Raw genomic sequence first — 14589 nt, 5'->3', positions numbered from 1 at the left:
GGCGCAAGGAATCGTAGCCTTGAAGGCGTGTCTGGAGGTGTCTTTTAAACACCGCAGTTTAAGGAGCGCTTGGTGCCGCCGGTCTGAAAAGTCCCTCCACCTGTTAGTTCTGACAGTAGACGCGTGTTGTTCCCTGGCGCCTCATAAGCCCGGAATTCACGCCGTTGCCTATTCGCACTCTGCGAACGCAGTGGTTGATAACTCATTCACTGGAAATCCGGGGTAGATCATGACAAGGCGCGTTTACCGAAAACTGCCGGGCATGGAGATGGAGTTCGTTTCAGGGAAGCTGGAAAGGGACGCAGGCGAGCGGACCATCTTCTATGAGGTGACGTTCGACCTGAAGCTGGACTTTCTCAACTTTCTGGTCATGGCTAATCAGTTCATTCCGAATTATCTGGATAAGCCCATCAATGCGATTCGGCCTGAACTGGCCGGGTTTGCGTATCACTACTCCTACAACTACTTCTTTGATGCGGCCGGTAATATCAGCGATAACCCGTCGTTGTTCGCTCTCTTCACCCACCCTGGTTATTACATGGACCAGTGGGCGAGTGATGGCGGGCCCGTAGAACAACGATATGGAAAACCCTCGTTCACGGTGGTCGGCAACCAATTGCGCATCACGACGCGGCAGTACTTTCGACTGGATGCGGGCGCGCCTCCGATCGAAATCAGTGATCTGCCATTCATGCGTTTCGAATGGGCCTTGAACCTGATGGAAGGTCATGTGAAGTCCGCTGATGTCGCGCCTGTCACCATGGTGGTACTGATGTATACGGAGGAGGACGTTGTCGATGTCGGTGGTCACAGCGTGTTCAGGGGCACGCGCTATCTGGATAATGCGGCCCTCTCTTTCGGTCCGATCACTTCGGCGCACATTCTGGTAGCCAGTTGACTATCGGGGTTTCTTCTCGGTGAACATCGCTGCATAGGGGCGGGCGCACGACGTGCGTGCCGCCCCTTTGTGCATTCATCACCCCAGGCCTTGGCAAAAGTTGGAAGGCTTCTTGCAGTAGCCGCCGTGCGCCTGCTTCGGGCGTCAAAAGTTTGCTTTAAAGGAACGGGGAAAACCGGTGGATCGCTCTCAGTTATTCAACACTGCTCGCTCGAATGTTGCCGACCTCAGCCGGGGCAATCTGGGTGTGCCGCTGTTGCTGCTGGTCATGCTGGCGATGATGATGTTGCCGGTGCCGCCGTTCCTGCTCGACGTGTTCTTCACCTTCAACATTGCCCTGTCGATCGTCGTGCTGCTGGTCTGCGTGTACGCCTTGCGGCCGCTGGATTTTGCGGTGTTCCCGACGATCCTGCTGGTGGCGACGTTGTTGCGGCTGGCGCTGAACGTGGCGTCGACGCGGGTGGTGATGCTCCACGGTCAGGACGGCCACGCCGCGGCCGGCAAGGTGATCCAGGCCTTCGGTGAGGTGGTGATCGGCGGTAACTACGTGGTCGGTGTCGTGGTCTTCGCGATTTTGATGATCATCAACTTCGTCGTGGTGACCAAGGGTGCCGGGCGGATTTCCGAGGTGAGCGCGCGTTTCACCCTCGATGCGATGCCCGGCAAGCAAATGGCGATCGACGCCGACCTCAACGCCGGCCTGATCGACCAGGCCCAGGCCAAGGCCCGTCGTCAGGAAGTTGCTCAGGAGGCAGAGTTCTACGGTTCGATGGACGGTGCCAGCAAGTTCGTCCGTGGTGACGCCATCGCCGGTTTGCTGATTCTGTTCATCAACCTGATCGGCGGCATTGCTGTCGGTATCTTCCAGCACAACATGAGCTTCGCCGAAGCCGGCAAGGTCTACGCCTTGCTGACCATCGGTGACGGTTTAGTGGCGCAATTGCCATCACTGTTGTTATCTACAGCAGCAGCGATCATGGTGACCCGTGCTTCCGGTTCGGAAGACATGGGCAAGCAGATCAATCGCCAGATGTTCGCCTCGCCCAAAGCGCTGGCGGTGGCGGCCGGTCTGATGGCGGTCATGGGCCTGGTGCCGGGCATGCCGCACTTCTCGTTCCTGAGCATGGCTGCGCTGGCTGCCGGTGCTGCTTACCTGTTCTGGAAGAAGCAGAACGTGGCCAAGGTCATCGCGCTGGAAGAGGTCAAGCGCCAGCAGGAACTGCTGCCGTCGCCGGCCCGCGCCATGGAAACCAAGGAGCTGGGCTGGGACGACGTGACCCCGATCGACATGATCGGCCTGGAAGTCGGCTACCGCCTGATTCCATTGGTGGACCGCAACCAGGGCGGGCAATTGCTGGCGCGGATCAAGGGCGTGCGCAAGAAGCTCTCGCAGGATCTGGGCTTCCTGATGCCGACTGTGCACATTCGCGACAACCTCGACCTGGCGCCGAGCGCCTATCGTCTGACCCTGATGGGCGTAATCCTGGCCGAAGCCGAGATCTACCCGGATCGCGAACTGGCGATCAACCCGGGTCAGGTCTACGGCACGCTCAACGGCATCACCGCCAAAGATCCGGCTTTCGGCCTGGAGGCGGTGTGGATCGAGGTCAGCCAGCGGGCTCAGGCGCAATCGCTCGGTTACACCGTGGTCGATGCCAGCACCGTGGTCGCCACGCACTTGAACCAGATTCTGTACAAGCACTCCAGCGAGCTGATCGGTCACGAAGAAGTGCAGCAATTGATGCAATTGCTGGCCAAGAGCTCGCCGAAACTGGCTGAAGAGCTGGTGCCGGGCGTGGTCACGCTGTCGCAATTGCTCAAGGTGCTGCAGGCGTTGCTGGCCGAACACGTGCCGGTGCGCGATATCCGCAGCATTGCCGAAGCCATCGCCAACAATGCCGCCAAGAGTCAAGATACCGCCGCTTTGGTGGCCGCTGTGCGGGTCGGCGTATCCCGCGCCATCGTCCAAAGCATTGTAGGGACTGAGTCGGAGCTGCCAGTTATCACGCTGGAGCCAAGGTTGGAACAAATATTGCTCAATAGTCTGCAGAAGGCAGGACAAGGCTCGGAAGAGGGCGTTCTGCTGGAACCGAGCATGGCCGAGAAGCTGCAGCGTTCGCTGATCGAAGCGGCGCAGCGCCAGGAAATGCAAGGTCAGCCGGTGATCCTGTTGGTAGCAGGCCCGGTTCGCGCGATGCTCTCGCGCTTTGGTCGCCTGGCAGTTCCCGGACTGCATGTGCTGGCCTACCAGGAAATTCCGGACAACAAGCAAGTGACCATCGTTGCGACAGTAGGGCCCAACGGCTGAGGTAGTGGTTTATGCAAGTTAAGCGTTTTTTTGCCGCCGATATGCGTCAGGCCATGAAGCTGGTTCGTGATGAGCTGGGCGCTGATGCCGCTATCATTGGCAACCGCCGCATCGCCGGCGGCGTCGAGCTAACGGCGGCGCTCGATTACAAACTGTCGGCGTTGGCCCCGCGTGTTCCGAACATGGAGCTCGAGGACGAGCTGCGCAAGACCCAGTCGCGCATCGTTACCGCCCAGGCCGAACTGAGTCTGCGTGGCGAGGCCGACGGCAACACCAATCGCCAGCTGTTCGCCGGGCTGCCGTTGACGGCCGGCCTGCCGCTGACCGCCGCCGAACCGTTGACCGAACCGACCTATGAGGCGCCGGCCCGTCCGGTACCGGCGCCTGCACCGGCTGCCGCAGGCGTCGACCCGCGTGCACTGGACTCGATGCGTTTCGAGCTCAACAGCCTGCGCGAGCTGATGGAAGTGCAACTCGGCACCCTGGCCTGGAACCAACTGCAAGGCAGCCGTCCGGCCCAGGCCAATCTGTACCGTCGTCTGCAACGCATCGGTTTGTCCGGCCCGCTGTCCCGCGATCTGCTGTCGATGATCACCGAGATCGACGAGCCCCGTCAGGCCTGGCGCATGCTGCTGGCGCATCTGGCACGAATGATCGCCGTACCGGAAGTCGAGCCGCTGGAAGAGGGCGGGGTGATTGCCATGGTCGGCCCGGCCGGCATGGGCAAGACCACCACCCTGGCCAAACTGGCCGCCCGCTACGTGCTCAAGTACGGCGCGCAGAACATCGCGCTGGTGAGCATGGACAGTTTCCGTATCGGCGCCCAGGAGCAGCTCAAGACGCTGGGCCGTATCCTCAATGTCTCGGTGACCCACGTCGATCCGGGCCAGTCCCTGGTGCAGGCGCTGGATCCACTGCTGCGCAAGCGCGTGGTGCTGATCGATACCGCCGGCCTGCAAGCCAGCGATCCGGCCCTGCGCATGCAGCTGGAAAGTCTGGCCGGTCGTGGCATTCGGTCGAAAAATTATCTGGTGCTGGCAACCACCAGCCAGAAACAGGTTCTAACCGCCGCTTATCACAGTTACAAGCGTTGCGGGCTCGCCGGGTGCATCCTGACTAAACTGGATGAAACGGCCAGCCTTGGCGAAGTGCTGAGTCTGGCAATCAGTCACGAACTGCCGGTCGCCTACCTGACCGATGGGCCGCGTATTCCGGATGATCTGCATCTGCCGCGCCGTCATCAACTGGTCAGCCGCGCCGTCAGTGTGCAAATGCAGGAAGAACCCAGCGAAGAAGCCATGGCTGACATGTTCGCTGATATCTACCACAGTCCGACCAAGCAGGTTGGCTGAGGTAATGAACCGTTTTTGTACCTACATCGATGGTCTGCCATGCATTGTTCCGGTTGTGAACGCGCAGCCAGTAATGTGGCCTCCGTCTATGCAAGACAAGGTAAAGAAATAACATGGGCAGCATGCATCCCGTACAGGTGATCGCGGTGACCGGCGGCAAAGGTGGCGTCGGCAAGACTAATGTGTCAGTGAACTTGTCCCTGGCCCTGGCAGAGCTTGGCCGTCGGGTCATGCTGCTGGACGCCGACCTGGGGCTGGCGAACGTCGACGTTCTGCTGGGCCTCACACCCAAACGCACCCTGGCCGACGTGATCGAAGGCCGCTGCGAGCTGCGCGACGTGCTGTTGCAGGGCCCCGGCGGGATCCGCATCGTGCCGGCCGCTTCCGGCACCCAGAGCATGGTTCACCTGAGCCCGGCCCAGCATGCCGGCCTGATTCAGGCGTTCAGTGACATCGGCGACAATCTCGATGTGCTGGTGATTGACACCGCTGCGGGTATTGGTGACTCGGTAGTCAGTTTTGTTCGCGCAGCCCAGGAAGTGTTGCTGGTGGTGTGCGACGAGCCGACCTCGATCACCGACGCCTACGCGCTGATCAAACTGCTGAACCGCGATTACGGCATGAACCGCTTCCGCGTCCTGGCCAACATGGCCCAGAGCCCACAGGAAGGTCGCAATCTGTTCGCCAAGTTGACCAAGGTCACGGATCGCTTCCTCGACGTCGCCCTACAATACGTCGGTGCGGTGCCCTACGACGAAAGCGTGCGCAAGGCGGTGCAGAAGCAGCGTGCGGTCTATGAAGCCTTCCCGCGTTCCAAGTGCGCGCTGGCGTTCAAGGCGATCGCACAGAAGGTCGACACCTGGCCGCTGCCCGCCAACCCGCGTGGCCACCTCGAATTTTTCGTCGAGCGCCTCGTGCAGCAAACGGCAGGACCTGTGCTATGACCGCCAGCGGTATGAATTTCTACAAGAAGTCGGCGCGTGACGCGCAGTACGAGCTGATCGAGCGTTACGCGCCACTGGTCAAACGCATCGCCTACCACTTGCTGGCGCGATTGCCGGCCAGTGTGCAGGTCGAAGACCTGATCCAGGCCGGGATGATCGGCCTGCTCGAAGTCTCGACCAAATACGACGCCAGCAAGGGCGCCAGTTTTGAGACATACGCGGGCATCCGGATCCGCGGTGCGATGCTCGATGAAGTACGCAAGGGGGACTGGGCGCCACGCTCGGTTCACCGCAATACCCGTATGGTCAGCGACGCGATTCGTGCAATTGAAGCTAAAACCGGCCGTGACGCTAAAGATCACGAAGTTGCGGCCGAACTCCAATTGAGTCTCGACGATTACTACGGGATTTTGAACGACACCCTGGGCAGCCGCCTGTTCAGTTTCGACGACCTGTTGCAGGACGGCGAACACGAAGGGCTGCACGAGGATGGCGCCAGTGCTCATCTGGAGCCGTCGCGCGATCTGGAAGACGAACGTTTCCAGGCCGCGCTGGCGGACGCGATTGCCAATTTGCCGGAGCGTGAGCGACTGGTGTTGGCGCTGTACTACGACGAAGAGCTGAACCTCAAGGAGATCGGTGAAGTCCTTGGCGTCAGTGAATCGCGGGTCAGCCAGTTACACAGCCAGTGCGCGGCCCGCTTGCGGGGGCGTTTGGGGGAGTGGCGAGCGCGCTGAAGGCAGTGTGGGGACACTGTGAACGAGGCTGGTGCGGTGGTGAACGGCACCGGTCTTGCTCTGTTGTGCTCCAGACAGTCATCGAGTGTTTTGCCGGATTGATTGAAATGGCGCGTCCAGGTGCTGGGCGCGTTTAAGACTGCTTGGAGGTCGAATTGAACAAAGACATGAAAATCCTCATCGTTGATGACTTCTCAACGATGCGGCGGATCATCAAGAATCTGTTGCGTGATCTGGGGTTCACCAACACGGTCGAGGCCGACGATGGCACCACTGCCATTCCGGTGCTCAACAGCGGCAGCATCGACTTTCTGGTAACGGACTGGAACATGCCCGGCATGACCGGCATCGACCTGCTGCGCCACGTGCGCGCCGATGAAAAGCTCAAGCACCTGCCGGTGCTGATGGTGACTGCTGAAGCCAAGCGCGAGCAGATCATCGAAGCGGCCCAGGCCGGCGTGAACGGCTACGTGGTCAAACCTTTCACGGCTCAGGCGCTGAAAGAAAAAATCGAGAAGATTTTCGAACGCATCGGCTGATGACGCGCGGGGGAGCTATGGAGCATAACGAATCTTCACAGGGCGATTTCGAGTCGACCCTGAAAAAACACGCGGTCGAACTGGTCGAAAGCCTTGAGAAAGGCAAGTTCGGCGACGCGGTGCAACTGATCCATGAGCTCAATCAGACCCGTGACCGTGGCCTGTACCAGGAAGTGGGCAAGCTCACGCGTGAACTGCACAGTGCGATCGTCAATTTCCAGATCGATCCGCACATGCCGCAGGCCGAGGAAGTGTCGCAGATTACCGACGCTACCGAGCGCCTGGGCTACGTGGTCAAACTGACCGAAGCTGCCGCCAACCGCACCATGGATCTGGTGGAAAGCGCGACCCCTGTGGTCAATGGCCTGGCTGACGAAGCCCAGGCCTTGAGCGCCGATTGGGGCCGTTTCATGCGCCGTGAGGTCGGGGCTGAAGAGTTCCGTGAACTGGCGCGCCGGGTCGACGGTTTTCTGGCACGCAGCAGCGCGGACAACCGCGCGGTGTCGAGCAATCTGAACGACATTCTGCTCGCCCAGGATTACCAGGACCTCACCGGCCAGGTGATCAAGCGCGTGACCCAGTTGGTCACCGAAGTCGAAAGCAACCTGCTCAAGCTCGTGCTCATGGCCAGCCAGGTGGACCGCTTTGCGGGCATCGAACATGACCGTGCGGCGATGCTTGCTGAAAAAGATCCACAAAAACATCTCTCGCAGGGTGAAGGTCCGCAGATTCATGCCGATAAACGAGAAGACGTTGTGTCCGGTCAGGACGATGTGGACGATTTGTTATCCAGCCTTGGATTCTAGAGTTTTGGAATTCTAGGTTTTTTGGGTTTTTAGACCTGTAGGAGCACCCCATTAATGAGCTTCGGCGCCGATGAAGAGATCCTTCAGGATTTCCTGGTTGAGGCCGGCGAGATTCTTGAGCAACTGTCCGAACAACTGGTCGAGCTGGAAAGCCGCCCGGATGACGCAGATCTGCTCAACGCAATTTTTCGCGGTTTCCACACTGTAAAAGGGGGCGCCGGCTTCCTTCAGCTCAACGAGCTGGTGGAGTGCTGTCACATCGCCGAAAACGTGTTCGACATCCTGCGCAAGGGTGAGCGACGCGTCGATGCAGAACTGATGGACGTGGTGCTCGAAGCGCTGGACGCGGTGAACAGCATGTTCAGCGAAGTCCGCGATCGCAGCCCGATCACCGCCGCCACCCCGGAACTGCTGGCCGCCCTGGCGCGTCTGGCCGAACCGCAATCGGCGGATGAAGCCCCGGCTTCGCCGGTTGCCGAGATGATCGAAGAGCTGGTCGTCGAAGGCGATTCGGGCGACATCACCGATAACGAATTTGAACAGTTGCTGGACTCGCTGAATGCCGTCAAGGCCGAAGCCGAAGCCCCGGCGCCTGCCGCTGCGCCTGCTTCCGCCGAAGCGGCCAGCGATGAAATCACCGACGCCGAGTTCGAGTCGCTGCTCGACCAGTTGCATGGCAAAGGCCAGTTCGCGGCCGACGCCGTGGCTCCGGCGGCCGCTGCGCCTGCTGCTCCGGCGGCGGGCGACAGCTCGGACATCACCGACGACGAATTCGAAGCCTTGCTCGATCAGTTGCACGGCAAGGGCAACTTTGCCGTCGATGCGCTGGAGTCGGCGATTGCTTCGGTTCCTGCGCCGGCTGCTCCGGCAGCCGCTGCGGCCGGTAGCGATCTGATCACCGACCACGAGTTCGAATCGCTGCTCGATGATCTGCATGGCAAAGGCAAGTTCACTGACGTCGCCACCGGTGCCGTCGTGACTGCCGGCAACGCTTCGGCGGTTGCAGCGCCGGCTGCGAAGGCCCCGGCCGCTGCGGCAAAACCTGCTGCGAAAGCGCCTGAACCGAAAGCCGAACCGGCCAAGCCAGCCGCCGCTGCGGCACCGGCTCCGGCCCGTGCACCGGCGACGCCGCCACCGGAAAAACCGGCGAGCGAAGCCGAGACCACCGTGCGTGTGGACACCGCGCGTCTCGACGAAATCATGAACATGGTCGGCGAGCTGGTGCTGGTGCGTAACCGTCTGGTGCGCCTGGGCCTGAACAGCGGCGACGAGTCGATGCAGAAGGCCGTGTCGAACCTCGACGTGGTCACCGCCGACTTGCAGACCGCGGTGATGAAGACCCGGATGCAGCCGATCAAGAAAGTCTTCGGCCGCTTCCCGCGTCTGGTTCGCGACCTGGCGCGTCAGCTCAAGAAAGAGATCAACCTGGAACTGGTGGGCGAAGAGACCGACCTCGACAAGAACCTCGTCGAGGCCCTGGCCGACCCGCTGGTCCACTTGGTGCGCAACGCGGTCGACCACGGTATCGAGTCGCCGGAAGAACGCGAAGCCTCGGGCAAGGCCCGTGGCGGCAAGGTGATCCTGGCGGCCGAGCAGGAAGGCGACCACATCCTGCTGTCGATCTCCGACGACGGCAAAGGCATGGACCCTAACGTCCTGCGTGCCATCGCCGTGAAACGCGGTGTGATGGACAAGGATGCCGCCGATCGCCTGAGCGATACCGAGTGCTACAACCTGATTTTCGCCCCGGGGTTCTCGACCAAGACCGAGATCTCCGACGTATCCGGCCGCGGTGTCGGCATGGACGTGGTGAAGACCAAGATTTCCCAGCTCAACGGTTCGATCAACATCTACTCGACCAAGGGTCAGGGTTCGAAGATCGTCATCAAGGTGCCGCTGACGCTGGCGATCATGCCGACCCTGATGGTGATGCTCGGCAATCAGGCGTTCGCGTTCCCGCTGGTGAACGTCAACGAAATTTTCCACCTCGACCTGTCGACCACCAACGTGGTGGACGGTCAGGAAGTGGTGATCGTGCGGGACAAGGCGCTGCCATTGTTCTACCTCAAGCGCTGGCTGGTCAGCTCCGCCGCTCACGAAGAGCAGCGCGAAGGCCATGTGGTGATCCTTTCGGTGGGCACCCAGCGGATCGGCTTCGTCGTCGATCAACTGGTCGGTCAGGAAGAAGTGGTCATCAAGCCATTGGGCAAGATGCTCCAGGGAACTCCGGGCATGTCCGGCGCCACCATCACCGGTGACGGCCGCATTGCACTGATTCTCGATGTTCCGAGCATGCTCAAGCGTTACGCCGCACGGCGTATTTGAATCCGGGGTGGCGGGGCGACGACGTCCCGCCGCACCTAATGGAGTGTTTATGGCAGTCAAAGTCCTGGTGGTGGACGATTCGGGTTTTTTCCGCCGCCGCGTCTCGGAAATTCTTTCAGCGGATCCGAGCATCCAGGTTGTCGGCACGGCAACCAACGGTAAAGAGGCGATCGATCAGGCCCTGGCCCTCAAGCCGGACGTGATCACCATGGACTACGAGATGCCGATGATGGATGGCATCACGGCCGTGCGGCACATCATGCAGCGCTGCCCGACGCCGGTGTTGATGTTCTCCTCGCTGACACACGAAGGCGCCCGGGTCACCCTGGATGCGCTGGATGCCGGCGCGGTGGATTTCCTGCCGAAGAATTTCGAAGACATCTCCCGTAATCCGGAGAAGGTCAAGCAACTGCTGTGCGAGAAGGTTCACAGCATCTCGCGCAGCAACCGTCGTTTCAGTGCCTACAGTGCGCCGGCGCCTGCCGCTGCACCGACGCCTGCGCCGGCGGCTCCTGCGCCGTCGAGCTTCAGCAGTCACAGCAGCGCTGCGGCCCGTCCGGCACCTGCGCCTGCACCGACGCGTGCGCCAGCCGCCAGCGCGTCGTCGCCGGCGCCGAAACGCAAGAACTACAAGCTCGTGGCGATTGGTACATCGACCGGCGGCCCGGTTGCCCTGCAACGGGTCCTGACCCAGTTGCCGGCCAGCTTCCCGGCGCCGATCGTGCTGATCCAGCACATGCCGGCAGCGTTCACCAAGGCCTTCGCCGAGCGTCTGGACAAGCTGTGCCGCATCAGCGTCAAGGAAGCCGAGGATGGCGACATCCTGCGTCCGGGCCTGGCGCTGCTGGCACCGGGTGGCAAGCAGATGATGATCGACGGCCGTGGCGCGGTGAAAATCCTGCCGGGCGACGAGCGTCTGAACTACAAGCCATGCGTGGACATCACTTTCGGTTCTGCAGCCAAATCCTACAGCGACAAAGTTCTGGCGGTCGTACTGACCGGCATGGGCGCCGACGGCCGCGAAGGCGCCCGCCTGCTCAAGCAGGGCGGCAGCACGGTCTGGGCTCAGGACGAAGCCAGTTGCGTGATCTACGGCATGCCGATGGCCATCGTCAAGGCTGACCTCGCCGACGCGGTGTACAGCCTGGACGATATCGGCAAGCACATCGTCGAGGCGTGCGTCTGATGGATGTTCTAAGCCTTATCGGGATCATCATGGCGTTCGTCGCCATCATCGGCGGCAACTACCTTGAAGGTGGTCACCTCGGCGCGCTGGCCAACGGCCCGGCGGCGCTGATCGTGCTCGGTGGCACCATCGGTGCCGCGCTGCTGCAATCGCCGATGAGCGCGTTCAAGCGCGCCATGCAGATTCTGGCCTGGATCTTTTTTCCGCCGCGTGTCGACTTGGCCGGCGGCATCGACCGCGTGGTCAACTGGAGCCTCACCGCCCGCAAGGAAGGCCTGCTGGGCCTGGAAGGCGTGGCGGATGCCGAGCCCGACGCCTACTCGCGCAAGGGCCTGCAACTGCTGGTCGACGGCGCCGAGCCGGAAGCGATCCGCAGCATCCTCGAAGTGGATTTCTACACCCAGGAAGCCCGCGACATCGAAGCCGCCAAAGTCTTTGAAAGCATGGGCGGCTACGCGCCGACCATCGGCATCATCGGTGCGGTGATGGGCCTGATCCACGTGATGGGCAACCTGGCCGATCCGTCGCAGCTGGGCAACGGGATCGCGGTCGCGTTCGTCGCCACCATCTACGGTGTGGCCAGTGCCAACCTGATCCTGTTGCCGGTGGCTGCCAAGCTCAAGTCAATCGCGTTGCGACAGTCGCGTTATCGCGAAATGTTGTTGGAAGGGATCTTGTCGATCGCTGAAGGTGAAAACCCACGCTCCATCGAGTTGAAGCTTCAGGGCTTCATGGATTAAGGGACTGACCTCATGGCACGTCGTCGCCAGCATGAAGAGCACGTAAACCATGAACGCTGGCTGGTTTCCTACGCCGACTTCATCACCTTGCTCTTTGCCTTTTTCGTGGTGATGTACTCCATCTCATCGATCAACGAAGGCAAGTACAAGATCATCTCCGAAGCGTTGATCGGGGTCTTCACCGACTCCGACCGCGCGCTCAAGCCGATCCCGATCGGTGAAGAACGACCGAAGACCGTGACCCCGGCCAAGCCGCTGGTCAAGGACGCCGAACAGGTCGACGCCGGTATCGCCGGGGCCAGTGATCCGCTGAAAAGCATCGCCGATGACATCAGTGCCGCGTTCGGCGACCTGATCTCCTCGAACCAGATGACCGTGCGCGGCAACGAGCTGTGGGTCGAGATCGAACTCAACTCCAGCCTGTTGTTCGGCAGCGGTGATGCGATGCCGAGCGACATCGCGTTCAACATCATCGACAAGGTCGCGGCGATCCTCAAACCGTTCGACAACCCGATCCATGTCGAAGGCTTCACCGACGATCAGCCGATCCGCACCGCGCAGTACCCGACCAACTGGGAACTGTCCTCGGCGCGTTCGGCGAGCATCGTGCGCATGCTGGCGATGCAGGGGGTGAACCCCGGGCGCCTGGCGTCGGTGGGCTACGGCGAATTCCAGCCGGTGGCCAACAATGCCACTGCCGAAGGCCGGGCGAAGAACCGTCGTGTGGTGCTGGTGGTGTCGCGCAATCTCGATGTGCGCCGCAGCCTGACGGGCACCGGAACCGCCCACGCGCAACCGGATGCCGCGTTGAAGCGTGCTGGCACACAAACTGCACCGACCCCGGTCAAGACGCCGGGACGCGAGAGTGCCGTCAATTCTCCGTCGCCCGCATTAATACGCTGAACCATGTCTCGGCCGAGTATCCCGGCCGGGAGGAACGATCCGAATGAGAGTCTGGGCAGTCGCCAATCAAAAGGGTGGTGTTGGTAAAACCACTTCTTCCATCGCTTTAGCCGGGTTGCTGGCGGAGGCGGGCAAGCGCGTGGTCGTGGTCGATCTCGACCCGCACGGCTCGATGACCAGCTATTTCGGTTACGACCCCGACAGCCTGGAGCACAGCAACTACGATCTGTTTCTGCACAAGGGCGGCGTGCCGCAAGGTTTGCCGGGCCAGTTGCTGCTGTCGACCAGCGACGAGCGCATTTCTCTGTTGCCATCGAGCACCGCACTGGCCACCCTCGAGCGCCAGTCGCCGGGGCAGAGCGGCCTGGGCCTGGTGATCGCCAAGAGTCTGGCGCAGCTGTGGCAGGACTTCGATTACGCGATCATCGACAGCCCGCCGTTGCTCGGCGTGCTGATGGTCAACGCCCTGGCCGCGAGTCAGCAACTGGTGATCCCGGTGCAGACCGAGCACCTGGCCGTCAAAGGTCTGGAGCGCATGGTCAACACCCTGGCGATGATCAACCGCTCGCGCAAACAGGCGCTGCCGTTCAGCATCGTGCCGACCCTGTTCGACCGCCGCACCCAGGCGTCGATGGGCACCCTGCGCGTGCTGCGTGACAAATTCCCTGACGAGATCTGGCAGGGTTACATCCCGGTCGATACCCGTCTGCGCGACGCCAGTCGCGCCGGTGTCACCCCTTCGCAGTTCGACGGCAAGAGCCGGGGCGTGCTGGCTTATCGCGCGCTGCTCAAGCATCTGCTGGCGCAGCAACTCGTTCCGCAGGTGGCTTGAGCATGAATCGGCCGATCAAGCTGACGTCGAAGCCGCAACTGGCGCTGCAGTCCTATCTGGACGGCTTGCTGCAGGAAGTGACGGACGAGGTCGAGCAACCAGTCGTTGCGCCGGTCGAGGTGGTCGAGACCGCCGCGGCACTCGATGAATTCCAGGCCGCGGTGCTTGAAGAGCAGGCCCGGGATGCGCAAAAAGCCGCCCGGCCGGTGGCCCCGGTTGCAGCGCCTGCCGCTGTGGTAGCCAAGGCACCTGCGACGTTGATCAAAGAGCCTGAGCCGGTGCGCGTGGTATCGACGCTGGCGCCGCTGCTGCAAACCCGACTTCTGCAAGCGCCTCCGGTTCCGGCAGAGCCCGAGCCTGAAGCGCCTGCGCCAGCCCCGGCCGAACCGACCCTGGTGGCGCCGCTGGTCGAAGTGCACTTGCCGCCCAGCAACACGCCGCCACCGGTGGAGACCGACGGCCGTCCGGCCTGGGCTTCGGAAGCGTTCGAATGCCTGTTGTTCGACGTGGCCGGCCTGACGCTGGCGGTGCCGCTGGTGTGCCTGGGTTCGATCTATTCGCTGGCCGGCCATGAACTGACGCCGCTGTTCGGTCAGCCTGAATGGTTCCTCGGCATCTTGCCGAGCCAGGCTGGCAACCTGAAGGTGCTGGACACCGCACGCTGGGTCATGCCAGACCGTTACCGCGATGATTTCCGTCAGGGCCTGCAATACGTGATTTCGGTGCAGGGTTACGAGTGGGGCCTGGCGGTGCATCAGGTCAGTCGCTCGTTGCGCCTGGATCCGAATGAAATCAAATGGAGAAGTCACCGGGGTCAGCGGCCATGGCTCGCCGGCACGGTGATTGAACACATGTGCGCCTTGCTCGATGTCTCCGCACTGGCCGAGTTGATCGCCAGCGGTGGGGCAAAGCACATGCCCGGCAGTAAGCCGAACCACAAACCGACATAACGCTTACATAACAGACAGGCGCTGGCCCTTGAAGCCGGCGCACAGAACACACACCGCCAGGCGCGGTTT

Annotated in this window: 13 protein-coding genes; all 13 read left to right on the top strand. The window is 61.6% G+C overall.

Annotated features, from left to right (window positions below; all coding sequences use genetic code 11):
- Nucleotides 1-229 precede the first annotated feature (229 nt).
- The 13 genes from ACKJSM_RS15410 (at nucleotide 230) to ACKJSM_RS15350 (ending at nucleotide 14520) form a co-directional block, all read left to right on the top strand.
- Nucleotides 230-898 (top strand): hypothetical protein, encoded by a 669-nt coding sequence (locus ACKJSM_RS15410; protein WP_410238175.1) that lies wholly within the window; start codon nucleotides 230-232, stop codon nucleotides 896-898.
- A gap of 178 nt (nucleotides 899-1076) precedes the next feature.
- Complete coding sequence (flhA, locus tag ACKJSM_RS15405) at nucleotides 1077-3206, top strand: flagellar biosynthesis protein FlhA (protein WP_410238174.1); 2130 nt, start codon at nucleotides 1077-1079, stop codon at nucleotides 3204-3206.
- Between the two features lie 11 nt (nucleotides 3207-3217).
- The gene (gene flhF / locus ACKJSM_RS15400) at nucleotides 3218-4558 is read left to right on the top strand and encodes a flagellar biosynthesis protein FlhF (RefSeq protein WP_236181608.1); all 1341 of its coding nucleotides are present in this window, start codon (nucleotides 3218-3220) and stop codon (nucleotides 4556-4558) included.
- 113 nt (nucleotides 4559-4671) lie between these two features.
- Nucleotides 4672-5502, top strand: a complete 831-nt coding sequence (gene fleN, locus ACKJSM_RS15395) for a flagellar synthesis regulator FleN (protein ID WP_003222917.1) — start codon at nucleotides 4672-4674, stop codon at nucleotides 5500-5502.
- Nucleotides 5499-6239: an RNA polymerase sigma factor FliA gene (fliA, locus tag ACKJSM_RS15390; protein ID WP_115077011.1), complete on the top strand. Its 741-nt coding sequence runs from the start codon at nucleotides 5499-5501 to the stop codon at nucleotides 6237-6239. The genes fleN and fliA overlap by 4 nt, the downstream gene beginning before the upstream one ends.
- Nucleotides 6240-6406: 167 nt before the next feature.
- On the top strand, nucleotides 6407-6778 hold the full coding sequence (locus ACKJSM_RS15385; protein WP_003183998.1) for a chemotaxis response regulator CheY: 372 nt from the start codon (nucleotides 6407-6409) through the stop codon (nucleotides 6776-6778).
- Nucleotides 6779-6795: 17 nt separating this feature from the next.
- Entirely contained in the window at nucleotides 6796-7584 is a 789-nt protein-coding gene (locus tag ACKJSM_RS15380; protein ID WP_011333071.1) for a protein phosphatase CheZ, read from the top strand.
- Between the two features lie 54 nt (nucleotides 7585-7638).
- Nucleotides 7639-9909, top strand: coding sequence for a chemotaxis protein CheA (locus tag ACKJSM_RS15375; RefSeq protein ID WP_410238173.1), 2271 nt, complete (start codon nucleotides 7639-7641; stop codon nucleotides 9907-9909).
- A 49-nt stretch (nucleotides 9910-9958) separates the two neighbouring features.
- Nucleotides 9959-11095, top strand: a complete 1137-nt coding sequence (locus ACKJSM_RS15370) for a chemotaxis response regulator protein-glutamate methylesterase (protein ID WP_236181605.1) — start codon at nucleotides 9959-9961, stop codon at nucleotides 11093-11095.
- The gene (locus ACKJSM_RS15365; protein ID WP_039769734.1) at nucleotides 11095-11835 is read left to right on the top strand and encodes a flagellar motor protein; all 741 of its coding nucleotides are present in this window, start codon (nucleotides 11095-11097) and stop codon (nucleotides 11833-11835) included. Before ACKJSM_RS15370 ends, ACKJSM_RS15365 begins: the two co-directional genes overlap by 1 nt.
- 12 nt (nucleotides 11836-11847) lie before the next feature.
- On the top strand, nucleotides 11848-12738 hold the full coding sequence (gene motD, locus ACKJSM_RS15360) for a flagellar motor protein MotD (protein WP_011333075.1): 891 nt from the start codon (nucleotides 11848-11850) through the stop codon (nucleotides 12736-12738).
- A gap of 43 nt (nucleotides 12739-12781) precedes the next feature.
- Entirely contained in the window at nucleotides 12782-13570 is a 789-nt protein-coding gene (locus tag ACKJSM_RS15355) for a ParA family protein (protein WP_011333076.1), read from the top strand.
- 2 nt (nucleotides 13571-13572) lie between these two features.
- Entirely contained in the window at nucleotides 13573-14520 is a 948-nt protein-coding gene (locus ACKJSM_RS15350; RefSeq protein WP_410238172.1) for a CheW domain-containing protein, read from the top strand.
- Nucleotides 14521-14589: the final 69 nt, after the last annotated feature.

This window comes from Pseudomonas sp. PHC1, assembly GCF_046487845.1.
Taxonomy (GTDB): Bacteria; Pseudomonadota; Gammaproteobacteria; order Pseudomonadales; family Pseudomonadaceae; genus Aquipseudomonas; species Aquipseudomonas sputi.
This window is presented reverse-complemented; position numbering and strand designations above follow the sequence as displayed.